General features: G+C 39.1%; 25 protein-coding genes, 2 pseudogenes and 2 riboswitches. Of the genes and pseudogenes, 9 read left to right on the top strand and 18 right to left on the bottom strand.

All coding sequences use genetic code 11. The annotated features are described in order from the left end of the window. Positions 1-56: 56 nt before the first annotated feature. From AKG34_RS24175 to AKG34_RS24160, 4 genes are all read right to left on the bottom strand, one after another. On the bottom strand, positions 57-413 hold the full coding sequence (locus AKG34_RS24175) for an arsenate reductase family protein (RefSeq protein ID WP_053348873.1): 357 nt from the start codon (positions 411-413) through the stop codon (positions 57-59). A gap of 139 nt (positions 414-552) precedes the next feature. Beyond that, positions 553-2,340 carry an acyl-CoA dehydrogenase FadE gene (locus AKG34_RS24170; RefSeq protein ID WP_053348679.1) on the bottom strand — a complete coding sequence of 596 codons (1,788 nt, stop codon included), beginning with the start codon at positions 2,338-2,340 and terminating at the stop codon, positions 553-555. Positions 2,341-2,412: 72 nt separating this feature from the next. Next, positions 2,413-3,591, bottom strand: a complete 1,179-nt coding sequence (locus AKG34_RS24165) for an acetyl-CoA C-acetyltransferase (protein WP_053348678.1) — start codon at positions 3,589-3,591, stop codon at positions 2,413-2,415. A gap of 79 nt (positions 3,592-3,670) precedes the next feature. Beyond that, positions 3,671-6,100, bottom strand: a complete 2,430-nt coding sequence (locus tag AKG34_RS24160; RefSeq protein WP_407946292.1) for a 3-hydroxyacyl-CoA dehydrogenase/enoyl-CoA hydratase family protein — start codon at positions 6,098-6,100, stop codon at positions 3,671-3,673. 166 nt (positions 6,101-6,266) lie between these two features. Between AKG34_RS24160 and AKG34_RS27280 the strand changes: the two genes are divergently transcribed. After that, the gene (locus AKG34_RS27280; protein WP_083450956.1) at positions 6,267-6,398 is read left to right on the top strand and encodes a YuzL family protein; all 132 of its coding nucleotides are present in this window, start codon (positions 6,267-6,269) and stop codon (positions 6,396-6,398) included. 49 nt (positions 6,399-6,447) lie between these two features. On the opposite strand, the gene AKG34_RS24155 is transcribed toward AKG34_RS27280, so the two are convergent. Continuing rightward, complete coding sequence (locus AKG34_RS24155; protein WP_053348676.1) at positions 6,448-7,365, bottom strand: proline dehydrogenase family protein; 918 nt, start codon at positions 7,363-7,365, stop codon at positions 6,448-6,450. Positions 7,366-7,521: 156 nt separating this feature from the next. Here AKG34_RS24155 and AKG34_RS24150 point away from each other — a divergent pair, with 156 nt between their 5' ends. Both AKG34_RS24150 and AKG34_RS24145 read left to right on the top strand, forming a co-directional pair. Further along, entirely contained in the window at positions 7,522-7,800 is a 279-nt protein-coding gene (locus tag AKG34_RS24150; protein ID WP_053348675.1) for a hypothetical protein, read from the top strand. 12 nt (positions 7,801-7,812) lie between these two features. Further along, positions 7,813-8,148 (top strand): spore coat protein, encoded by a 336-nt coding sequence (locus AKG34_RS24145; RefSeq protein WP_053348674.1) that lies wholly within the window; start codon positions 7,813-7,815, stop codon positions 8,146-8,148. Positions 8,149-8,272: 124 nt separating this feature from the next. On the opposite strand, the gene AKG34_RS24140 is transcribed toward AKG34_RS24145, so the two are convergent. The 5 genes from AKG34_RS24140 to AKG34_RS24120 all read right to left on the bottom strand — a co-directional run bounded on the left by AKG34_RS24140 (position 8,273) and on the right by AKG34_RS24120 (position 13,096). Further along, on the bottom strand, positions 8,273-9,445 hold the full coding sequence (locus tag AKG34_RS24140; RefSeq protein WP_053348673.1) for an FtsW/RodA/SpoVE family cell cycle protein: 1,173 nt from the start codon (positions 9,443-9,445) through the stop codon (positions 8,273-8,275). A 147-nt stretch (positions 9,446-9,592) separates the two neighbouring features. Further along, positions 9,593-10,474 (bottom strand): metal ABC transporter permease, encoded by an 882-nt coding sequence (locus AKG34_RS24135; protein ID WP_053348672.1) that lies wholly within the window; start codon positions 10,472-10,474, stop codon positions 9,593-9,595. Then, on the bottom strand, positions 10,471-11,397 hold the full coding sequence (locus AKG34_RS24130) for a metal ABC transporter permease (RefSeq protein ID WP_053348671.1): 927 nt from the start codon (positions 11,395-11,397) through the stop codon (positions 10,471-10,473). The genes AKG34_RS24135 and AKG34_RS24130 overlap by 4 nt, the downstream gene beginning before the upstream one ends. Before the next feature lie 7 nt (positions 11,398-11,404). Continuing rightward, a complete protein-coding gene (locus AKG34_RS24125; protein WP_053348670.1) occupies positions 11,405-12,160 on the bottom strand; it encodes a metal ABC transporter ATP-binding protein in 756 nt (251 codons plus the stop codon). Positions 12,161-12,172: 12 nt separating this feature from the next. Beyond that, complete coding sequence (locus tag AKG34_RS24120) at positions 12,173-13,096, bottom strand: metal ABC transporter solute-binding protein, Zn/Mn family (protein ID WP_053348669.1); 924 nt, start codon at positions 13,094-13,096, stop codon at positions 12,173-12,175. 284 nt (positions 13,097-13,380) lie between these two features. Here AKG34_RS24120 and AKG34_RS24115 point away from each other — a divergent pair, with 284 nt between their 5' ends. The 5 genes and pseudogenes from AKG34_RS24115 to AKG34_RS24095 all read left to right on the top strand — a co-directional run. Continuing rightward, the gene (locus AKG34_RS24115) at positions 13,381-13,572 is read left to right on the top strand and encodes a helix-turn-helix transcriptional regulator (RefSeq protein ID WP_053348668.1); all 192 of its coding nucleotides are present in this window, start codon (positions 13,381-13,383) and stop codon (positions 13,570-13,572) included. A gap of 8 nt (positions 13,573-13,580) precedes the next feature. Continuing rightward, entirely contained in the window at positions 13,581-13,931 is a 351-nt protein-coding gene (locus AKG34_RS24110) for a hypothetical protein (RefSeq protein ID WP_053348667.1), read from the top strand. A 214-nt stretch (positions 13,932-14,145) separates the two neighbouring features. After that, positions 14,146-15,108, top strand: a complete 963-nt coding sequence (locus AKG34_RS24105) for a LacI family DNA-binding transcriptional regulator (RefSeq protein WP_053348666.1) — start codon at positions 14,146-14,148, stop codon at positions 15,106-15,108. A gap of 278 nt (positions 15,109-15,386) precedes the next feature. Further along, positions 15,387-15,566, top strand: a riboswitch (Lysine riboswitch). 95 nt (positions 15,567-15,661) lie between these two features. Then, a complete protein-coding gene (locus AKG34_RS24100) occupies positions 15,662-17,113 on the top strand; it encodes an amino acid permease (RefSeq protein ID WP_053348665.1) in 1,452 nt (483 codons plus the stop codon). Positions 17,114-17,291: 178 nt separating this feature from the next. Continuing rightward, positions 17,292-17,536 (top strand): annotated as a pseudogene (locus AKG34_RS24095) (helix-turn-helix domain-containing protein); the annotation flags it as partial. 103 nt (positions 17,537-17,639) lie between these two features. Here the strand turns inward: AKG34_RS24095 and AKG34_RS24090 are convergent. The 5 genes from AKG34_RS24090 to AKG34_RS24070 all read right to left on the bottom strand — a co-directional run bounded on the left by AKG34_RS24090 (position 17,640) and on the right by AKG34_RS24070 (position 21,370). Beyond that, a complete protein-coding gene (locus tag AKG34_RS24090; RefSeq protein WP_053348663.1) occupies positions 17,640-19,322 on the bottom strand; it encodes a glycoside hydrolase family 13 protein in 1,683 nt (560 codons plus the stop codon). A 133-nt stretch (positions 19,323-19,455) separates the two neighbouring features. Then, positions 19,456-19,776: a Ger(x)C family spore germination C-terminal domain-containing protein gene (locus AKG34_RS24085; protein WP_083450955.1), complete on the bottom strand. Its 321-nt coding sequence runs from the start codon at positions 19,774-19,776 to the stop codon at positions 19,456-19,458. Positions 19,777-19,917: 141 nt separating this feature from the next. After that, complete coding sequence (locus AKG34_RS24080; protein ID WP_053348661.1) at positions 19,918-20,475, bottom strand: YhcN/YlaJ family sporulation lipoprotein; 558 nt, start codon at positions 20,473-20,475, stop codon at positions 19,918-19,920. 54 nt (positions 20,476-20,529) lie between these two features. After that, positions 20,530-20,850 (bottom strand): quaternary ammonium compound efflux SMR transporter SugE, encoded by a 321-nt coding sequence (gene sugE / locus AKG34_RS24075; protein WP_053348660.1) that lies wholly within the window; start codon positions 20,848-20,850, stop codon positions 20,530-20,532. A 46-nt stretch (positions 20,851-20,896) separates the two neighbouring features. Next, positions 20,897-20,996, bottom strand: a riboswitch (guanidine-I (ykkC/yxkD leader). A gap of 44 nt (positions 20,997-21,040) precedes the next feature. Continuing rightward, complete coding sequence (locus tag AKG34_RS24070; protein ID WP_053348659.1) at positions 21,041-21,370, bottom strand: DUF948 domain-containing protein; 330 nt, start codon at positions 21,368-21,370, stop codon at positions 21,041-21,043. Between the two features lie 123 nt (positions 21,371-21,493). Between AKG34_RS24070 and AKG34_RS24065 the strand changes: the two genes are divergently transcribed. Next, a complete protein-coding gene (locus AKG34_RS24065) occupies positions 21,494-21,673 on the top strand; it encodes a hypothetical protein (protein ID WP_053348658.1) in 180 nt (59 codons plus the stop codon). 666 nt (positions 21,674-22,339) lie between these two features. On the opposite strand, the pseudogene AKG34_RS27275 reads toward AKG34_RS24065, so the two are convergent. The 3 genes and pseudogenes from AKG34_RS27275 to AKG34_RS24055 all read right to left on the bottom strand — a co-directional run. Then, positions 22,340-22,579, bottom strand: a pseudogene (locus AKG34_RS27275) (GNAT family N-acetyltransferase); the annotation flags it as partial. Continuing rightward, a complete protein-coding gene (locus AKG34_RS24060) occupies positions 22,567-23,664 on the bottom strand; it encodes a GerAB/ArcD/ProY family transporter (RefSeq protein ID WP_053348657.1) in 1,098 nt (365 codons plus the stop codon). The gene AKG34_RS24060 and the pseudogene AKG34_RS27275, both read right to left, overlap by 13 nt. A 275-nt stretch (positions 23,665-23,939) precedes the next feature. Next, positions 23,940-24,236: IS3 family transposase (locus tag AKG34_RS24055; protein ID WP_152952407.1), on the bottom strand; the 297-nt coding region annotated here is incomplete at its 5' end.

Raw genomic sequence — 24,236 nt, 5'->3', positions numbered from 1 at the left:
ATTATAAGGTAGATTTATTTTAAAAGTAAGGAATTAACCAAATATTTCGTATAATTTTAGTTCCAAGTCTGTTCGAATTGCTCTTCTTTGAAACCAACTGTCACTTTTGTGCCGTCCGTAACAATCGGCCTTTTAAGAAGCATACCATCAGTAGACAATATATCTAGCATTTCTGCTTCAGAAGCATCTTTCAGCTTGTCCTTTAAACCCAGCTCCCGGTATTTTTGCCCGCTAGTATTAAAAAACTTCTTCAGCTCTAATCCGCTGGTATTATATAGTTGTTCGATTTCTGTTCGAGATGGCGGATTTTCTACTATATGAATCGCTTCATATTGCAGTTCATGACTATCCAGCCACTTCTTCGCATTACGGCATGTGCCGCATTTTGGGTACCAATATAATGTTAAGCCCATTGTTTCACCACCTATCAATAGAATACCCGTTTTTTCTTTGCAATACAACGAATTCTCCTTGTCTTTCCATCGTGAAAATTTCACAAGTAATAAAGGGAATACCCGATTACGGGAATTCCCTTTAAAGGTTGAACTTTGATTATAGTGCGTATTTTTCAGTTTCGATTACCTTAATAGAAGCTTCTCGTTTTTTCGCAATGACATTGATTGGGTTGTGTCTAGTCAACTTGCGAAGAGAAGAAAGCATAATGCGAAGAGTATCGCCTGTTTCAACGGCAATTAACGTTTCTTTTGCATGCTGTTCTATTTCATTGAACGCTTCTTGAACGAAAATTTCAGTGTACAGTACTTTTTGTTTATTCTTTTCTAAGCCTGTAGTCGCAATTGCTTTTTCTGTACGTAAAACCACAGATTCAGCAGCGTATGCAAGGGATGCGATATCAGCAATGTTAGATAAGATTTCTTGTTCTTGATCAAGTTTCTTGCCGTATTTCTGTGCTGCAAGACCTGCTGCCAAAATACCGATTTTCTTAGCATTTCTAACCAGCATTTTTTCTTGTGCCAATGGCTCATCGCTAGGCTCTTCAGGCATCATCATCATTAATTCCTCTTGCAGTCCTTGCGCTTTTTGTAGAAGAGGAAGTTCTCCTTTAAGTGCTTTTTTCAGGAATGTTCCCGGAACAAGCAAACGGTTGATTTCATTTGTGCCTTCGAAAATCCGGTTAATACGAGAGTCACGGTACGCTTTTTCAATTTCATATTCCTGCATGAAACCATAACCACCATGAAGCTGTACGCCTTCATCTGTTACGTAATCCAATACTTCAGAAGCGAAGAATTTATTCAAAGAACACTCAATTGCATATTCAGCGATCGCTGCTGCCATTGATTTTCCATCTTTCACTTGCTCATCAGTCAGCTTGCTTTGTCTTTGATCATAAAGACCGACGGTACGGTATACAGAGCTTTCTGCTGCATAAATTTTAGAAGCCATCGTTGCAAGCTTTTCTTTCGTCAAGTTAAAGTCAGAAATTTTCGTTTTGAACTGCTGACGTTGATTTGTATAAGCAGCAGTAATTTCAAGAGCGCGTTTAGAACCGCCGACTGCGCCAACACCCAATTTATATCGGCCAATATTCAAGATATTAAAAGCAATAACATGCCCTTTTCCAGCTACGCCAAGAAGGTTTTCAACTGGAACATGTACGTCTTCCAGGATTAAAGTACGTGTAGATGAGCTTTTTATACCCATTTTCTTTTCTTCAGCGCCCGTAGATACACCTTGATATTCACGCTCTACAATAAAGGCAGAGAATTGTTCGCCGTCGATTTTAGCATATACACAGAACACATCCGCAAAACCTGCATTGGTAATCCATTGTTTTTCACCGTTTAAAACGTAGTGAGTACCTTCTGCATTTAATTTTGCTGTCGTTTTTGCACCCAATGCATCAGATCCTGAGCTAGGTTCAGTTAAAGCATAAGCAGCAATTTTTTCGCCCGTTGCTAGTAATGGAAGGTATTTTTTCTTTTGTTCTTCATTTCCAAATAATACGATTGGCAAAGATCCAATCCCTACGTGTGCACCGTGAGTGATTCCGAACCCACCTGCAAGTGCCATTTTTTCTGTAATTATTGCTGAGCTAATTTTATCAAGACCAAGCCCGTTGTATTCTTCAGGAACGTCAGCACCAAGTAAACCGATATCCCCTGCATGCTTCAGTAATTTTACAGAACGGTCGAATTCATGATTCTCTAAATGCTCAACTTGCGGAAGAACTTCATTCACTACGAAATCTTCAGAAGTTTTGGCAATCATTTTATGCTCATCAGAATAATCTTCTGGTGTAAACACTTGATTATACGTAATATCTTCTACTAAAAAGGCGCCGCCTTTTATGAGGTTATCTGTTGTTTGATTGGACATGTTATTTCCTCCTAAATGATTAATTATCTTAAGCCCGCCGGAATTGTTGATAAACTTTCGAACGAGATGGAATTACGCTAATAATTCAAATACTCCAGCAGCACCCATTCCGCCACCGATACACATTGTAACGACTCCGAATTGTTGGTTTCTGCGCTTCATTTCATGAAGTAGGCTTAATGTTAATTTAGTACCGGAACATCCTAGTGGATGGCCTAGGGCAATAGCTCCACCATTGACATTGACAATCTCTTCATTCAAACCCAGCTCACGAATGATTTGAATGGATTGAGAAGCAAAGGCTTCATTCAATTCAAATAAACCAATATCAGAAAGCTCAAGACCTGCTAGTTTCAAAGCTTTTGGAATCGCAGCGATCGGACCAATCCCCATAATTTCCGGTGGTACCCCTGCTACGGCAAAGGAACGGAACTTACCAAGTGGCTTCAGCCCTATTGAAGAAGCTTTTTCTCCATCCATGACCATAACCGCAGCAGCTCCATCACTCGTTTGTGATGAATTTCCTGCTGTAACGGATCCTGTCACAGAGAATGCTGGTCTTAATTTCTTAAGCACTTCAAATGTTGTGCCTTCACGAACGCCTTCATCTTGTGCAAACTGGAATGACTTTTCCTGTAATTTAAGATCCGGACCTACTGAGCGAATGGTTACATCAACCGGAACAATTTCATCTGAAAACTTTCCATCAGCAATGGCTTTTGCAGCCCTTTGATGACTGCGCACAGCAAATGCATCCTGTTCTTCACGCGAAATACCGTATTTTTTTGCAACGGCTTCAGCTGTGTGACCCATTCCCATATAGTATTCTGGAGCTGTTTCCGCAAGTTGTACGTTCGGACGGGTTACATGTCCCATCATTGGCAAAAGACTCATGGACTCTGCTCCACCTGCAATGACCGTATCACTTTGGCCGAGCATGATTCTTTCCGCTCCATAAGCAATACTTTGTAACCCGCTTGAACAGTAACGATTAATTGTTATAGCTGGTACTGTGTAAGACAATCCTGCTAACGCACCAATATTTCTCGCCATATTCAGCCCTTGCTCCGCCTCAGGCATTGCGCAACCGATAATTAAATCATCAATTGAACCTTCATAATTTCCAGCACGCTTTAACGTTTCTTTTACAACAAGAGCCCCTAAATCATCTGGTCGAACGTTAGCAAGAGAACCTTTTTTTGCTCTTCCTACCGGAGTCCTTGCTCCAGCTACTATTACCGCTTCTTTCATGAGGATCCCCCTTACTTCATTTTTAAGCTATCAATCTATTAACCTTCATTTGCAATCTGACCGTATTTTTACTTATCCATTAGTTTCGAAGTGGTTTCCCTTTAACAAGCATATGCTGCATTCTTTGCTGAGATTTCGGAGTAGAAATTAATTTTAGGAAAGCTTGTTTCTCTAGGTTCAAGATATACTGCTCATCTACTTCTGTACCGTATGGAAGTTTTCCTCCGGCCAGGACATATGCAAGCTCTTTAGCTATGACAAGGTCATGATCAGATAGGAAGCCGGAAAGGCGCATGGATTCTGCCCCTAAAAGAAGTGTGGCATAACCTGTTTCACCGACCACAGGAATTTTTGTACGAACTGGAGCTGTATACCCTTGGTTATACATGGAGATGACTGCCTGCTTCGCATCATATAATTGATGATCTGCGTTCACACTTATTCCATCAGAAGAATTAAGGAAGTTATTCCCGCGTGCTTCTTCAGCAGAAGTTGAAACTTTTGCCATCGCGACTGTTTCAAATACTTGATTAGCCACTTTCTGCAAATCAAAGGCGACGCCCTTTGGCATATTCTTCAGCGTTTTTACATAAAGTTCTTTTGTTCCGCCACCGCCTGGAATCAATCCAACACCAGCTTCTACAAGACCCATATATGTTTCTGTCGTTGCTTGGATACGTGCAGCAGGAAGAGATACTTCCGCACCGCCGCCAAGTGTCATATTAAATGGCGCTACAACAACAGGTACAGCACTGTACTTAATCTTAAGCATTGCCTTTTGGAATTGGCTGATAACCATATCCAATTCCAACATATTGTCATCTTGTGCTTCCATCAACATCATGGCAATATTAGCACCTACACAGAAGTTTTTGCCTTGGTTTCCGATCACCAGACCTTTAAAATTAGCTTCTGCTTCATCGACTGCGGCATTGATCATTTGCATGATATCAAGACCTATTGCATTATTTGGTGAAGTGAATTCAAGAAGAGCCACTCCATCACCAATATCAATCAGACTTGCACCGCTGTTTTTCTTGATTACACCTTTTTGCTTCTTGATTGCTTTAAGGTTAATCACCTTAGGGTTTTCAAGAAGCGCTTTATATTCTCCATTATCATAGTAGAAAACTATGCCATTTTCTTCTTTATAAAAAGAAGTGATACCTTTTGCCAGCATATCCTTCACCCATTGAGGAACAGTAACTCCTTCTTGTTCTAAACGTGCTACTGATTTTTCAACACCAATCGCATCCCACGTTTCGAAAGGTCCCATAGACCAGCCGAAGCCCCATTTCATTGCTTGATCGATTGCCACAATATCATCGGCAATATTCCCAAGCAGTCGTGCAGAATACACAAGAGCTGGATTTAACACATTCCAAAGTAATTCACCAGCACGGTCATCGCTATAAACAAGCGCTTTCATTTTGTTGGCTAGACCCTTGGCCTGTTTAGCCAATTCAATAGAAGGAGTTTTTAATTTTTTAAGGGCTTCATATTCAAGAGTTTCAGGATTCAGCTCAAAAATCTCCTTACCCTTTTTCACAAAAAACCCTTGTCCGGACTTGCTTCCAAGCCAGCCGTTTTCAAGCATCCTATTCATGAAACCCGGTATTTGGAAAACTGCTTTTTCTTCCCCTTCCACCTGGTCATATACATTTTTAGCAACATGTGCAAAAGTATCCAATCCAACTACATCAAGCGTCCGGAATGTCGCGCTTGTCGCTCTTCCGATTAATGGACCAGTTACCGAGTCCACTTCACCAACGCTGTATCCGCCTTTTTGCATTTCACGAAGGGTTACTAGCAAACCATAAGTACCGATGCGGTTTGCGATAAAGTTTGGTGTATCCTTTGCTACGACAACACCTTTACCCAGTACATCTTCGCCGAATTGTTTCATGTACTCGAGCACTTCTGGAGATGTTTTTTTAGTGGGAATGATTTCTAACAATTTAAGATAGCGCGGCGGATTGAAAAAATGAGTTCCTAAGAAGTGCTTTTGGAAATCCTCTGAGCGTCCCTCTACCATTGCTTCAATCGAAATTCCAGATGTATTGGAAGAAATGATGCTTCCAGGTTTACGATGTTGATCAACCTTAGCAAATACACTTTGCTTCACTTCAAGTCTCTCAACGACTACTTCAATGACCCAATCGACGTCTTTTAAACGACTTATATCATCTTCCAGGTTCCCGGCTTCAATCAACGCAAGATTTCCTTTAGCTGAAAGCGGAGCTGGTTTTTGCTTTAAAAGTTTAGTAATCGCAGTTTGGCTGATGCGGTTACGTACTTGTTTATTTTCTAATGTAAGACCTTTTTTCTTTTCATCCTCTGTAAGTTCACGAGGTACAATGTCCAATAATAAAGTCGGAATGCCGATGTTAGCAAGGTGTGCAGCAATCCCTGATCCCATAACTCCTGACCCTAGAACAGCAGCCTTTCGTATTTGTCGAACCAAGTTTATATCCCCCTTACACAATGTATTGAATGAATGCTCATTCATTTTTAATTCAAAAAAATTTTGAATATTTTTTCTTATTACTAATATAGAATATAATTGGAAATTCCGCAATGATAAAACTGGAAAAAAATAATTTTTTTTATCATATTACCTTTGATTAATTCTCCTCTTTTTAGTAGACAATAACGACCAGGAGGTGACTTATACAATGAAGCGTAAAAATAATCCTTCTAATAGAGCTGTGAGTGCCGCAAGCGTTAAAGGCAATGCTGGCCCTGGTCTTGAGCGTCAGCATGGGATAAATAAAGTAAACAGCCAGAACAATCAGTACAAAAAATAAAGTTGTATTTAGAGCAGCCGTCCCTTATCCGGGCCGGCTCTCGATTTAGCTATTTTTTAAATAGTCCCTTTAAAACGAAAGCAATATTGGCTGGCCTCTCTGCAAGGCGGCGCATGAAATATCCGTACCAATCCGTACCATATGGAACATACACTCTTACCTTATATCCTTCTTTTACGAGTTCAAGCTGCTTTTCATTACGTATGCCGAATAACATTTGAAATTCAAATTGATCATGAGAGATCCCTTGCTCTTTGATTAAGCTCTTCGTATAATCAATAATTTTATCGTCATGGGTGGCAACAGCTGTGTAATTTCCATTCAGCAGATGCTTCTTAATGATCTTTTTAAAATTATCATCGACATCAATTTTCTCTGGAAAAGCTATTTCCCGAGGCTCTTTGTATGCTCCTTTAACAAGTCGTAGATTCGGATTGTATGCATTCAACTCCTCAATATCTTTCTCTGTCCGATAAAGATAAGCTTGTATGACCGTCCCCAATTCATTATATTCAGCCTTTAAGTTTTTGAATACATCCAAAGTTGGCTGACAGCGCGGAAAATCTTCCATATCAAGTGTTACGAACACCCTATGGATTTTGGCTTCTTCTAATATTCTTCTCATATTATTCATTACGACTTGTTCCGATATATCCATGCCCATCGACGTCAATTTCAAAGATAACTGTGAATCCAGATTTTTTCTGAAAATCATTCGAATGGCCTCTATACACTGGTCTGCCATCTCATTTGCTTCTTGTTCATTATCAATGAATTCACCTAAATAATCGATGGTTACAGATAGCCCTTTTCGGTTTAAATCTGCGATAGCTGCAGCTGCCATATCCAACGATTCTCCAGCCACAAAGCGGGATGCCCCAAACCGCAATCCATATTTTTTCGCTGCCTTTGTCATATTTTTGTTCTTTGATAGAAATAGAAAAAGATTTCTTAATATTTGTTCCATCTGCATTCCCTCCGTATCTTTTCTTCGGAAAATAGATGTATTTCATAAGAATATTTTACCATTTAATTCAAATTCCAGATATCCAAACATCAAGAATAAAAAAATTGTTAATGGGAAAATTAAAGTCGTTTAGATAACACTTAAGGAGGTAGACTGATGGAACAACAAAATTCATTTAACAGCCAACAACAGTCCACCGGCTTCATGAAACAACCGCCGGATATGGTTTCTGTAAAAGACAGTTTATACTTATCTGATATGCTTGCATGGAACCTGATTGCGATTAAAAAGGCACATTTTTTTGCGGCTCAATGTAAAGATCCACAAATTATTGATGCGTTAAACCGCTGTGGACTAATGCATCAGCGCCATTACGATACCATTCTGAATCATTTAAATCCAAACCAATATCAGAGTCAACAACAATTCCAGTAAGGAGGGTTCTTGATGCCCAACCAAAACAAAGTCCAAAATCCAGAGTCTCCTGTGGCAAAGACACCACAAATGAATGATCGGGATTTTATTAATGATATGCTTGCAACGGAGAAGTACTTCTGTAACTCTTTATCTGTTGCCCTACATGAAATGAGTAACCATGCGTTATTCCAAGACATTTTCTCAGTTTCGAAAGAAAATCAGGAGATGCAACGTGAGCTTTATAACCTTATGTTCGAAAAAGGCTGGTATAGTTTAGAAAAGGCTCAACCCAATAGCTTAAGCCAAACCTATCAACAGTTTTCGGGCTATAAAAACCAATTCCCATATGGATCAAACATTCAATAAGCACATATATATGAGCTTAAATGCACCATAATTCAGTTCCTTTTGTTTGTTTTCTCAATAGCTGTGGCAACAACTTCATTTAAAAGAGCCGACCCACAGCAAAGCGTGGGCCGGCTCTATATATTTAGATATCCGTTGAAAACATATACTTTTTATAGTGATACCTGATGCTGAATATTAGGCCCATGGCCATCATATTCCCCATTAGCGAGCTTCCCCCATAACTGATAAATGGAAGTGGAATCCCCGTAATCGGTAAAAGGCCTACCGTCATTCCGATGTTCTGAAAAACATGAAACGTTAACATGCTGATAACACCAACACAAATATATGTATAGAAGTTATTTCTCGTTTCCATTCCCGTTTTTGTTATATGGTAGATCAAAAGGAAGAACAAGGAGATGATGATACTTGATCCGATGAAACCAAATTCTTCTCCGATTATACTGAAGATGAAATCCGAATGACTCTCAGGTAAATACACTTCTCTCGACCCAATTCCCTTTCCTGTGGTCTGACCAGAGCCGATTGCTAGCAGAGACTTGGTCAAGTGGTACCCTTCAGAGCTCGCATAATTGTAAGGATCCAGCCAGGAATAGATACGGCCGAATTGATAGGATTTTACCCCCAAGTATTTTTCCAGAATCTCAGGCTTCCAAAGTACAAAATATAGAATCGTAGAAGCGACAACAAGTCCTCCCGAGACTATCGGAAGCAATATTTTCCATGAAACCCCTGAAATAAAAATCATTCCGAGCATAATCGACAGTATGACAAGCGAAGTTCCTAAATCCGGCTGTTGCATGATTAACAAAAGCGGAGCACCCGTCACAAGACCGATTTTAACAAGCAACCATAGATCCGTTTGAATCGTTTTCAGCGTGTTTTTAAGATGGTGGTTTGAAATAACATTAGCTAGAGCTAGAATTAGAAAAACCTTCATAAACTCAGAGGGCTGAATTGAACCGATCCCAGGAATGATGTACCAACTTTTCGCACCATTTCTGACAGGTACGATGCTTTCCGGCATAAGGATCAGCAACAAAAGCAAGAACAACCCGAAACCATACGCATACCAGGATATCTTTTTCAACTGATCTGAATCTAGAGTAATTAACCCTAACACAATTCCAATTCCTACTATATACCAAAAAATTTGTTTAATTAAGAAGTTTTCAGCGTACTGTCCAGTCGTTTGGGCACTATAGATTGCTAAGCAACTTCCTATACATAACAACAGCAATATTGTGACCAAAGAAAAATCTATTCGTGATGAAAATTTATTTTGTTCTTCCATACTTTACTCTCCCTTAAAAAGGCTCCTGCGATACATCTTTTAATACACTTATTCATTATACTTTAAACAAATAAAATCACAACTATATCGCAGAATAGATTACAGGCTGCATGTAGTTATTAGCATGCAGCCTGTTGGTTGGAGATACTAAGAATGTGATTCCATTGCGCTTCTACGTTTCAAAAATCTACTGACTAATCCATGGCTTGGAGAAAAAAGAAATGCCAATCCGAATAACAGAGCAGCTGCACCTACCATGCATCCCGATATCGAGGCATCTAAAACGGTAGCTGAAAAGTAACCGATAATAGAACTGAGTATTCCAATCCCGATACTGACCAAAATCATCCGACTTAAACGGTCTGACAGCAAATAGGCTGTTGCCGCTGGTATAATGAGCATCCCGACTACCAAAATTGAACCTACACTATCAAAGGCGGCTACCGTCGTTAGCGAAATAAGGCTCATCAGTAAATAATGAAAGAACAAAACCGGAATTCCCATCGCAGCCGCAAGTGATGGATCAAAAGAAACTAGCTTAAACTGTTTGAAGAAAAGGAAAATCAGAATAAGATTGAGAATAAAACAACTGCCAACAATCCAAACAGCTTTTGGTCCCGCCTCGAATCCGTTAATTGTCATCGTATTCCATGGAGTATAGGCAATTTCTCCATACAGGACATGCTCCAGGTCAAAATCGATTTGTTGCGTATACAAACTCACTAGTACAATCCCTGTTGCAAAAAGAGAGGTAAACACAATGCCGATTGCTGCGTCAGACTGAACGCCTGAAGATTGAAAAAGCTGGATTAAGAATACTGTAAGTAACCCTAGTGCTGCTGCCCCGATCAGCATTGGAACCGAGTCACGTGTCCCGGTTATTAAAAATGCCAATACGATTCCAGGTAAAACGGAATGACTGATTGCATCCCCAATCAATGTCATTTTTCTGACTATCAAAAAGCAACCTAATACACTGCAAGAACCCGCAACTAGTGCCCCGACTAAGATAATCCAAAAATCATTCATAATGGATGGCTCCCTTTCCTTTTATCCTGTTCGAGAGAATATTTCTTTTTCGTTGATAGCCTTCTCCATACAGTTGAAAGAACCCCACGTTTAGGAGCAAAAAGCATGGAAAAGAAAAACCATACCGTCGCGGACAAGACAATTAATGGACCTGTCGGCAAATTATTGACCGATGTACTGATTAACGTACCTGATACACCGCTCAGCATACCGAATATTCCAGACAGGATAACCATGATATGCAGCCGCTCTGTCCAGTACCTAGCAGAAACAGCCGGAGTAATGAGTAAAGATGCCATCAATACAACTCCTACTGCTTGAATACCGATGACCACGGCCGCCACGATCAGCATCATAATGAAATAGTCTAGAAAAACAACCGGTAAACCTATTCCCTTAGCAAATCCCGGGTCGAAGGACAGTAATTTAAATTCCTTAAAAAACACGGTACAAGTGAAGATGAGTATAAAGGAAACAGTCATCATCATATAGACATCCGACATGACCATTGATGCAGTCTGCCCAAATAGAAATGTATCCAATCCGCTCTGGTTTCCATATTCACTCTGCTGGATTTGCGTAAGTAACACAATTCCAAAACCAAAAAATGAAGATAACACAATTCCGAGTGCAGCATCTTGCTTGATCTTACTGTACCTCGTAAGTACGCTGATTAGGAAAACTGCTACTAAACCAGCCAAGGCTGCTCCTATTAGAAAGAAGGAAGTAGATTTCACCCCAGTTAATATAAAAGCAACGCAAATTCCTGGCAATGCCGCATGTGCGAGCGTGTCACCAAGCAAAGACTGCTTTCTGAGGTAGGCAAAACTGCCGATGACTCCACTGCTTAATCCGAGGAACATCGTGCCAAGCAGAATCCACCGTGTATTCGGATCATTAATAATATCCAGTAAATTCATCATGTACACCTCATTTTAATAATAGACCGGACTGTGCATCTGATAATATCGCTAAGCGGCCCCCGTATGTTTCCTGTAAGTATTCGGGGATAAATACCTCTTTTGTCGGTCCAATTTTCATAACCTTTTTATTCAACAGCATCGTCCAATCAAAATATTCCTTTACTGTTGATAAGTCATGGTGCACAACAAGAACTGTCTTGCCTTTTTCCTTCAATTCCATCAGCAATTGAATGATCGCTTTCTCTGTTGCTGCATCTACCCCTACAAATGGTTCATCCATAAAATAAATATCCGCTTCTTGTGCTAAAGCACGAGCTAGAAAAATCCGTTGCTGCTGCCCGCCTGAGAGCTGGCTTATCTGGCGGTTAGCGTATTCAACCATCCCCACTTTATCCAAGCATTCCATTGCCTTATGTCTTTCAGCCTTTCCTGGTCGCTTTAACCAGCCGAGGTGACCATACCTGCCCATCATCACGACATCGAGCGCATTGGTTGGGAAATCCCAATCTACTGACTCCCTCTGTGGTACATAGCCTATACTCTTCCTCATCAATTTATAGGAAGATCCACTGATTGTGACTTCCCCGGATAGTTTAGGAATCAGTTCGAGTATCCCCTTTATTAATGTGGATTTTCCCGCACCATTTGGACCTATGATACCGATTAGATTCCCTTCCGGCACCTCAAATGAGACATCTTCGACAACCGGTTTTTTATGATAAGCTATCGTTAAATTTTCTACCTTCAGAGCTGCCTGATACATTCTTTCTCCCCCTTATTTCAAAGCATTAACAATGGTATCGGTATTATGACGGACCATACCGATATATGTTCCTTCTTCAGTGCCTTTTTCCCCCATCGCATCCGAGAATAGTTCACCACCGATTTTCACTTTGTGACCTTGCTTTTCAGCTCCTTGAATAACCGCCTCAATAGCCTTCCTTGGCACGCTAGACTCTATGAATATTGCTTTAATTTTATTCTTCACAAGATAATTCCGCATATCAGTCACATCCTTTGACCCATATTCCGATAGCGTATTAATCCCCTGTAGCCCTCTTACTTCCAATCCATATGACTTGCCGTAATATCCAAATGCATCATGTGCCGTAACGAGCACTCGCTGATCTTCTGGTATTTTATTTATTTCACCCTGTACATATTTATCAAGTTCCTTTAACTGCAGAACATAAGCTTCATAATTTTCTAGATAACTTGCTTCATGGTCAGGATCATTGGCAATTAACTCTTTCTTTACCGCTTCCGCTGCAACCATCCAGAGCTTTACATCAAACCAAACATGCGGATCATGTTCCGTTGCACTTACTTTACGAAGTTGTTCCTCCTTGAAATCCTCCGTTACCGCAATCGTCGGTTTATCCTTGCCCATCATTTCAAAGATATCCGTCATTTTCCCTTCAAGGTGCACGCCGTTATAAAAAATCATGTCAGCTGAATCCAGTGTTTTCACATCACCCTGTGTTGCCTTATAAAGATGTGGATCGACTCCCGGTCCCATTAAACTAGTGACCTCCACATGTTTACCGCCAATATTCTCAACCAAGTCCCCAATCATCCCCGTTGTTGCGACGACATTTAACTTGCTATTGCCTTTATCTTGTTCAGTCGTATCATTTCCGCATCCCGCTAAAATGATCACAGCAGCAAGTACGCCACCAATAGTTTTTAGAAATCCCATCCATATTCCCTCCCTTTTTCATCTTCCTAAAAATGTTTACCGAGTGCAAAATTTAGCTCAAATTTTTTTTCTGTCTATCACATTGTCGTAAATGCTAAAAAGTTTCCCGTACACAACTTATTTTATACTATACACAAATGCACTAAAAAAGTGCAACATTTTTATATTTGACCACTATTCTTTATCATAGGATTTTGTCGAATGAAAATCATTTACACATTTTCAATTTGTAAAGTATACTTTACATAAAGCTAACTTTACATTTCTGAAAGGAGTTTAAGAATTTGAAAAATAACATTCGGGAACTACGCAAAGCGCATCAACTCACACAAGAAAAGCTGTCCGAACTTACAGGCGTATCCCGACAGACGATTATTTCTATAGAAACAGGAAGATTCGACCCTTCCATCAAGCTCGCTTACAAGCTAGCGAAAGTGTTTCAATTGGCCATTGAAGATATATTTATATTTGAGTAGGAGTTGTGATGGAGGATTTTAACTGGGGGGCCTTTTTAGGAATCACGCTTGGGATTATTTGCGGACTGACTGGATTTTGGTGGGGACGCCGTGCCGCCGCCAAGCAACGGGGATTAGATGAACGATTTGACCTCATCCGACTAGAGCACGGGCATCCAGTTGGTTTTCCCCACTTATTGGGACGTGCTTTTTTTCCTGTTATTGCTTTTTGGAGTGAAGCTCTCTGCTGCAGCTGTCCTTGGCATTCTATTGTTCATTCATCTGGGCTCATGGGCGATCTTCGTTCTTTATTATCAAGCGAAGTTATAAGTCGTCAACTTTCCATTCATTTTTCCGACTTCAAATATACTGCGAAGTAAGCTAATCCCAATTCGATACCGCATAGTACGATCAGACAGAGTAAAGTTTGGACCATCCTAATCTCCTCCTCTAAGACTTTTTTCAATCTTAAAGGATGAAACCCATACCAGAACAAGGCCCTGAATAAAGAAATCTTTAGTTCTCTTATTCTCGCCTCTTGCTCTGAAATGGGTTTCATACGATACAATAAAAAAAAGAAAAAACGGTGATCCTATGACAAATATTAAAGAAATTGCTCAATATGCAGGTGTGTCCGTCTCCACAGTGTCTCGTGTAATGAATAATCACCCATATGTTAGTCCTGAAAAAAGAAAGAGTGTTTTACAGGCCATTGACCAATTAAACTATTCGAGAAATATCAACGCCATTCATCTTTCAAAAGGCAAAACGAATTTAATCGGCGTCATCATTCCCTTCACCAATCACCCCTATTACGGAGCAATCGTGCAAGGTATTACAAAACAAGCCAATGCTATCGGCTATCATATAGTCATCTTTCAAACACAATATGAAAGAGAAAAAGAAATTCAGGCATTGAATATGTTACAAATGAAGCAACTCGATGGCATTATCGTTTGTTCAAGAATTTCAGAAATGAAAGTCCTCTTGGACTATCATAAATATGGACCCATTATCTTATGTGAAGATACAGCCCAGGCTGAATTATCGTCCATAAGCATTGATCACTATGCCGCTTTTTCCTCTGCACTTGAATACGTGGTTGCTAAAGGATATAAGAAAATTGGATACAGTCTCGGGCGAAAAAAGAGCAGAAACAGCTCCCTTCGTACAAAGGCGTTTAACGATATTATGAATAAGTATCACCTTTTAAATAAAAAAGAATGGCTGTTTGAAGGCAGTTATCACATCAAAGATGGTGAAAAATTGTTCCAAGATTGGAATTCCATGATAGACAAACCAGAGGCTATCATCATTACTAATGATGACACTGCTTCCGGATTCATTCTTACTGCCAACAAATTCGGAATGAAAGTGCCAGAAGACGTGGCCATTCTAGGTTTTAATAATGATAGCCTCAGTGAGATGCTCGATATCACAACCGTTTCCTTACCGCTTGATTGGATTGGCAAAATGGCTGTTGATCTATTTGAAAATCCTGAAGTTATCAGACATGTAAAATTAGATTATACTCTTATGAAACGAAAAACTATTTGAATTATTATAATTATCCAAATAAACGATGTTTAAATGACAAACATTTAAACATAAAATTCAAGTGATACATTTAAAAACTAGGAAAAAATAACCTTGAAAAATAATCATTGCGCTATCTATAAGATTATTTTATAATTTTAGTATAGTAAAGTTTACTCAATGACCTGCTGACATAGAAATAATTGTTTGAACTTTATACTGAAATCGTATAGTTGACTAGAAGTTGACGTAACGATTTATATATTTAGTATAAGAAAATTGAATACTTCCTCATTTACCGATGAGTTAGAGGCTGCGGCTTATAAAAGTAGAACGGACGAGATTCAGGAAAATTGACGACTCCGTTTGAAAGGATAAGTTGCCGAAGTTTAGATATGGTCCTTGTATATCTAGGCTGGCGGTGTTACCGAATAGGAACACCACTGTCACGTTTTTTAACGTGGGGAGCTATCTTCGGAAGGATAAACGGGTTTATTATAAACAGCCGTCGATCTTTTTCGACTGCTGTTTTTTTATATATCGTTCCTTCCAATAAAAAGGAGTGTAACATCAATTGTCAAATTCACAAGCAACATCAAATCCCACTGAGTTGAAAAGGAGCCTGAAAGCACGTCACTTAATGATGATTTCATTAGGTGGAACGATTGGAACAGGTTTATTTTTAGCAAGTGGCGGTGCCATCCATACGGCTGGGCCTGGAGGTGCTTTGGCAGCATACGCAGCCATTGGCTTCATGGTTTATTACTTAATGACAAGTCTTGCAGAAATGGCAGCATTCATGCCAGTAGCCGGTTCGTTCCGTGTCTACGCATCCAAATTCGTCGACCCGTCTTTCGGCTTCGCGATTGGTTGGAACTATTGGTATAACTGGGCCATCACAATTGCAGCTGAACTGGCTGCCGTTGTCCTGATTATGAAGTTCTGGTTCCCGGACAGCTCGTCCATAATTTGGAGTGCCGTTGCGTTAATTATTATGTTTCTTTTTAACTATATGTCTGTTAAAGGATTTGGCGAAGCTGAATTCTGGTTTGCTTTAATCAAGATCGTGACCGTTATCATTTTCTTAATCACTGGATTTTTAATGATTTTCGGAATACTTGGCGGAAATGACCCAATTGGTTTTTCTAATTTCACCATGGGAGAAGGTCCATTTAACGGAGGCTTCTTCACAATTCTAGGAGTATTCATGGCAGCAGGCTTCTCTTTCCAAGGAACAGAATTACTTGGAGTTACAGCCGGTGAAAGTGAGAATCCAGAGAAAAATATCCCTAAAGCGATCAAGTCCGTTTTTTGGCGGATCCTCTTATTCTATATCCTTGCGATTTTTGTAATCGGAATGATCATTCCGTTCACAGATGCACGTTTATTGAGCGAGGATGTTGCCGTCAGTCCATTTACGCTTGTATTTGAACGTGCAGGTCTTGCGTTTGCAGCATCGGTCATGAACGCAGTTATATTGTCATCTGTGCTCTCTGCTGGTAACTCCGGCATGTATGCTTCAACTCGTATGCTATGGGACCTGGCCCGTGACGGAAAAGCTCCGAAATTCCTTGGCAAGCTCGATAAAAGAGGGGTTCCAGTGAATGCTCTTATCGCGACTTCTTTAGTCGGTTGCCTCGCTTTCTTAGCTTCATTTTTCGGTGACGGTGTAGTTTATATTTGGTTATTAAATGCTTCAGGTATGGCTGGATTTGTCACATGGGTTGGAATTGCGATTGCTCACTATCGATTCCGCAAAGCCTATGTAGCTCAAGGTCTTGATTTGAATGCTTTACCATACCTTGCTAAAGGATTCCCAACTGGACCGATTTTTGCGCTCGTATTATGTATTTTCATTATCATTGGACAAGGCTACCAAGCTTTCAGCAGTAGCGGGATTGATTGGAATTCCATGTTTGTTTCTTACATTGGCCTGATCTTTTTCTTCGTCCTATGGTTCGGCTATAAAATTAAGTATAAAACTAAAATCGTTCCACTTGAGGAATGTGATTTTAAAGTAAAATAAGCGTTTTAAAGGACCTGATTTCTTCTTCAAGAGGAATCAGGTCCTTTTTTTATCATTTCCCGCCAGAAGACTCCCTCTTCCAGCGTGTGAAGGGCGAGAGCCCAACGGTAAGGGGGAGCGTGGAGCTGAATGGCCGGTTGGTATAAGCCAAAGTAATCCTTTGACAAACATACGTTCGATGGTTAATAATAACTATAAGGGGGTGAAACCAATGGTCGTAAACAAAGCTTATAAATTTCGAATCTATCCAACTAAAGAACAACTAGTTCTAATCAATAAAACGATCGGCTGCTCCCGTTTTGTCTTTAACTTCTTTTTAGGCAAACAAAAGGAGAAAGATGCCTACTGGTATATTTGTGAAGAAATGAAGCAGAACGGCCAATTACCCTCTAATGAATGGAAAGGTTCTTTTCTGGATAAATANAGGAACTACGGGAATAGCCTAATTAAAAATTGGCCGATAGGCTAATGTTCTTAGGAATCCCCCACTTCAATCAGACCGTAAGGTCGATAAGTGGGGGGTAGTTCAATTCAAATGATAAACGCGGCATTCAAACGGTCGCAGAGGTTTAACGGAAATTTCCTCAATCGGCAGTTGTTCATAATTGCCGATTAACAGTGTAGCAGACATTGTATCTAACCCTTCAGGTATGGAATAGGAAGCTTCATAGTCTTTGAAATTACATAACACCAGCAGCTTTTCTTCATCAAGTGTTCTCGTATAAGCAAATATTTGTTCATCATCAGGCCATAGTAGTTCGTAACGGCCATAAACGACGATTTCATGTTTTTTACGTAATTGAATAAGCTTTTTATAAAAATGAAAGATGGAATTCGGATCATTATAGGCTTTTTCTGCATTGATCTCCGGATAATTAGAATTGACACCGATCCAAGGAGTTCCCGCAGTAAACCCCGCGTTTCTTGAGTCATTCCACTGAACAGGTGTCCTCGCATTATCTCGACTGCGCGCGTAAATGGCTTCCAACATCCGCTCTTCTGTCCATCCACACGAATTCACAAGTTCCTCATAAGAATTCAGCGTTTCAATATCGCGGTATTCATCTATTCTTTCAAAGCAAACGTTGGTCATACCCAGTTCTTCGCCTTGAAAAATATAGGGCGTTCCCTGAAGCATATGCAGACAAACAGCAAGCATTTTTGCGCTTTCTACCCGATACTTCCCATCATCTCCGAACCTTGAAACAATTCTCGGTTGATCATGGTTATTCCAGTATAAACTGTTCCAACCATCCTCCTCTAAACCAATCTGCCACTTGGAAAGAATCCGCTTTAAGTCACTCAATTCCCACTTTTTGTTACTCCATTTCCCTTCTGGTCCTCCCCCCAAATCCATATGTTCAAATTGAAAGACCATATGTAGCTCACCACGTTCTTTCCCTGTGAACAATTGAGCTTCATCAGGTGATACACCAGGCATTTCACCAACCGTTATCAAGTTATAACCAGAAAGCACTCGCTGATTAATTTCCTGCAAAAACTCATGAATGCGCGGACCATTCATGAAAAATGGACTTCCATCACCATGCTGTTTCCCATACCGGACATCCCCGTCCAAATATCGCTGATCTTTCGAAAGGAAGTTAATAACATCCATTCGGAAGCCATCGACTCCCTTATCCAGCCACCATTTCATCATGCTATAAATTTCTTCACGAAGCTCAGGATGTTCCCAATTTAAATCCGGCTGTTTTTTACTGAATAAATGCAAATAATATTCATCCGTTGCCTCATCATATTTCCACGCCGAACCTTTGAATATGGATTCCCAGTTATTTGGCTCCTTTCCATTCTTCCCAGGTCTCCAAATATAGTAATCCCTCTTCGGATTATCTTTAGAAGATCGGGATTCCTTGAACCATGAATGTTCATCTGACGTATGATTGACCACAAGATCCATCATGATTTTCATTCCACGCTCATGAACTGACTTCAATAATCGGTCAAAATCACTCATTGTCCCAAACTCAGTCATAATCGAACGATAATCACTAATATCATAACCGTTATCATCATTGGGAGATTGGTAAACTGGAGAAAGCCATATCACATCTACACCCAGCTCCTGTAAATAATCAAGTCTCATCAATATTCCTTTCAGGTCCCCTATCCCATCTCCATCGCTATCCATAAAACTCCTGGGATACACTTGATACACAACCGCCTCTTTCCACCATGTTTTGTCCATTTCCTCCACACCCTTCATTAAGCAAATTGACATAAATGTTTACATCAATACACCTATTATAAAGAGTGAAACTTCAGAATATTCTTGATTAACGAATCTATTTAAGGAATTTTTATATTATGGATTTTTTTCCTTATTCTGCAATTCCCGTTTGAATCATTTCAATATCTACAGCCAAATCAATTGGAATATGAGGATATACTTCCTCCCAATGTTTTCGATTAAAATTTCTTGTTTTACTTCTAGCGATATCACCCATCGCAATTGGATCTATATTATTTTCCTGAAACATAGTTAACATCTTATTTAGTTTTTTTTCAATGGCCTGCTCAGCTTTATTCTCTAGATTTTTCACGTCGAGTGGTTTTCCCAAGTCATACCCTTGTACCTCAAGTATACTTGCATTTATTTTCACTTCAATCCTGACCTTGGGCTCTTGATTTGCATGTAAGATATCATAATGGACTGATTACTCTAGCTAGTGGTTTATCTCTTCAAAAAACATAAAAGACCTATCCGTATCATTTTCAAGCTCTTTTAAAGCTGAAAATAAACGAATAAGTCTTAATGTAGAAGGGATTTTACCCCTTATTAATCACTCTGAGCTTGGAAAAATACGTGTTACAAGTTCACGGAATTCATCAACAAATCCTTTAACAGGCTTTCCATTATTTATATCGGTTACATAATCATTCATTCTTTGAACAAAATCAGGGTTCGCAGACACATACACTTTTTCTACGGATGAATCGGCTCCTCTTACAGAGTCGGCGATTCTATCTTTCAATTCATTTGTAAGATCCTTATCCTCCCCGTCATTTAGCACAGCCCCAACATACGCAGAATGATCAGTTACAATAACCCAGGCATTTTTTACTTCCTTCAAGGCCTCAACGCGATTTGAGATATCTTCAGAAACCCTCAAATCGTTTGTACCATCATTTACATTATCATTTAGATCATTATCATTTACATTATCATTTAGATCATTATCATTTTGCCTTGTGTCACTTACCCTCATAGGTGTATCATAATTATCCTGATTGTTCCGATTAAGTCCAAGATTTTCATTTGCTCCTTGTTTATCATTAGACGTACAGCCTGAAATCAATAAAGCCATTATCGCACTTGATACTACCGCTTTATAATTCATTTTCCTCACTCCTTACAAATTGTTTAATGCTACTATTTGTAAGGAAGCAATTAATTATTCAGAAGAGGTGACCTTTAATCCAATAATGCCAATCAAAATGCAACCAACAAAAACTAAGCGCATCGCATCTTTTGGCTCGTTAAAGACAATAATGCCAACAAGGACGGCACCGATTGCCCCTATTCCGGTCCAGATTGCATATGCTGTCCCCATCGGCAATGTTTTTATCGCCGATGATAAAAAATAAAAACTAATGACCATACCGACAATCGTTATGATAGAAGGAATTAATTTTGTAAACCCCTCCGTGTATTTCAAACTCGTTGCCCATACTACTTCGAATAATCCTGCAATAACTAAGTAAAACCAAGCCACCCTTTTTACCTCCAATACAGAAAAAAGCCCAGTAGGTTATTATCTAACCTCCCGGGCCTTTTTCCCTCCGTGTACGCAAAAAAAATCCTGCGCGCTTCTCTCGGACCAGCCGGCAATTAAACCGCGGAACCCTAGAAACTTTTTAATTCCCATACTATATCACGCAATTCAAAAGTGGTCAAATACACCCTCAACCGTTCCGCCTACTTCTAAGGTTCCATTTTTCACCCTTGATTGTAAGCCAAATATTTTTAAATGGTTCCGGCATTTGTTTAGCTGCATCAACTGTATATTGAACGGCCTCTTTTTTATATTGCACATCTTCTGTGATTTCCTGCTGTCTCAATGCTAGCTGATCCGTCTCTGATTTAATTTGATCCGTTTTTGCCTGAATCCGTGCAACGGTTTCCGTCACGTTCTCAATTGCAGGTTTAGTATCCTTATATGTTTTGAGTGCAAAAAAGACTAAGTAAAAAATAGCTCCAATGAAGAGGGCAAGACTAATATATACAATTAACATCTATAATTCCTCCTTCTTCTTCTTTTATCTCTACTATACCCATAATACTGGGCAGAAAACGACTGGCTATGTATTTTATTTTATTCCTGGACATATTATTGAAGAGAAAAGGAGGAATGAAAAATGAATCACACACCTCTCATTAAGGCTTGTCTTAAAGCTGGGTTACACTTTATTAGACATATGACCATTCAGCAGGCTGCCACAATTGCAGGAATCGTTTTTCTTATCATTCATCCAGAAATATTTAGCCCTATTTGGCTAACCCTGGCAACCTCTGTCTTAATATTACTCTTTCTTTGACATGAAAATACCCCTATATTAAAAAAAGTTTCCCCACAGGCGTTTCACTAACAACTTTTAAAAGTTCAACCCCAAACATCAAATTATTTGAGTTCTGTGTAGTCATTTTTGTAAACATTTCTTTTACCTTCGATACACTTATGATTTGTCCTTCTCACTTTCTCTACTCATTGAAAATATTTGCACATACAATCTTTAATTAGTATTAAATATCTGCCTGGAAGTCTCCCTCTACAAGCCACAAGACTACATTGAGGTACATACTGAACAAGAAGGCAACAGACCACCGCGTAAAGTATACTCGATTAATGAAAAGGGCAAACAATATTTTACGAACTACTCATTCCTAACCTCTCATCAGCTGAAGCTTCCGTTGGAGAAAACCATCCCTGTGCTGAAAAGCAGACTTTCTGAGAGTATGAAATTACATAAATATGTTTGATCAAGCATCGATACATGGGACAGGCCTTGGGGTTGATCTTGCAGTAGAGCATAAGATCGCTATGTGCTAAGCAGAAACTTAATTCATAAAAAAAACGTCTCTATACTTAAACAACTGTAAGGAAGTCCAAATATAAAAAAGCCTAATTTCTTTTAACACCGAGAAATTAGGCTTTAGTTACTTAATTAAAGCGCCTGATAGCTTAATAAATGGTGATCTATTTTTTATTCCATTCTTCTGCCAACATAATGATCATATAGCCATTCTGCTTGTCTAATACACCCTGCGTTTACAAACCCCAATCTTTCGGGAGTACCCCTACTACTCTTATTTTCAACAGCAGCTCTAATTTCAACTTTGTTTATGTTTAACTCATTAATAGCATAATCAGTCAAAACTTTGATAATCCCATTTCCTTGATATTGTTGCCCAAGCCAATAACCAATATATGCTACTTTATTAGTCCTTTACGAAAAATTGCTACCACCAACATTAAAAGAGCTAAAAATAGTTCAGCTGTTATCGATAGTGGTACAGAAGTGTTTACGTCCCATTCTTGTTGATAAGCAATATTCGGAAAAATGATTAGAGAAAGAATAACGATCAGCATCCCCAAAGGCAATGTTAAGGGGCGATAATTTTTTAACCCTAAAACTTGTGAAATCCCCAAGCAGGAGCCATAAAAAAAAAGAACCATTTTTAAATACATAGAAATGAACCACATAATAGCAAGGATGGCTTCAATCCGCTGGACAAAATTCCCTACATTAATTTTTTGAGCTAAAGTATAGCCTGGGAATGCTTGTCTTGCTGTTTGATCAGCACCAAGAACCAAAATAGTTAATAATGTGGTTATAATGATGACAATTCCACCGATTACAAATCCACTGAAATATGCTTTTCGAGCTTTTTTTAACTCATTGACACTGGCGGAGAAAATCATTAACAACACTAAAGAATCGACAGGAGCATAAACAACTAAAATTATTACTGTTCGTAATAAAGGCTTTAACTCTAGCTCGAAAACAGGTTGTATATTTTTAATATCAATTTGTGGGGAAACAAAGATTACTAAAATAATGAAAAGCATAATGAATAATACAAGAAAGATTTCTGCTGCCCGTGCAATAACTTCAAGTCCAAGGCGTACAGCCATGACTAAAATGATCGCCACCATAATATGAATCATTTCAATAGGTGTATCCGGTAATATTTGTATGGTCATAAATTTTCCTACATAATACATTACGGAACAAGTATAAAGAAAAGTTACTGTTAGAAAAAAAAGAGAAGTGCATTTGCCTATCCATTTTCCAAATAGTTTTTCATTCATTTGAACGAAAGTCATATTAGGAAAAAATAAACCTAATTTGGTGTATAAAGCAATCACCAATAATCCTATTCCTACACTTATTATACATGCAATCCAAGCATCCTGTTTTGAATAGAAAGCTAATAATGATGGAAGAACTAGTATAGAATCTCCAATCGTAAATAAAATGACTAAATTTCTAAATTGACGTGTTGATATCTTTTCGTTCTTAACCATTAACTTTCACCTTGAGACCTTCCTTTTTGAAAATTTTGCACTGTATCATTCTCTCCGAATTCAAAAGGATTTATAGCTTTCACAGGGATTACTCGTTGTAAATGCTCAAAATAAGATAATGACACAATAATCTCCATCTCTGTTCATAGGATAAAATTAAAAGTGTTGGAGGTACCTCTTATTGAGATAACGAGTGCTTTAGTTCTATAGAAGAAGTAAAAAAAGTCGATTCCTTAACGTTGAACTGACCCCATAAAGTTAGACAGGTTATTTCGTTAGGCAGCCCGTTGGGCATGAGCTCGGTATTGTACCGGGCTCATGCCTTTTAATTTTGCCTTGATTCGTTTGTGATTATAGTATTCTATATATTTTGCTAGTTCTTGTTCAAAGTGTTCCACACTTTCAAATTCTTTTAGATAAAGAAGTTCCGATTTCATGATACCAAAGAAATTTTCCATAACAGCGTTATCGTAACAATTCCCTTTGCGAGACATACTTTGCGTAATGCCACGTTCCCTAAGGGCATTACGGTATTGTTTCATTTGATAATGCCAGCCTTGATCTGAATGAAT

The sequence above is a fragment of the Peribacillus butanolivorans genome, assembly GCF_001273755.1.
GTDB classification, from domain to species: Bacteria; Bacillota; Bacilli; order Bacillales; family DSM-1321; genus Peribacillus; species Peribacillus butanolivorans.
The sequence above is the reverse complement of the archived record's forward strand: the minus strand, read 5'-3'. Positions and strand labels throughout refer to the sequence as shown.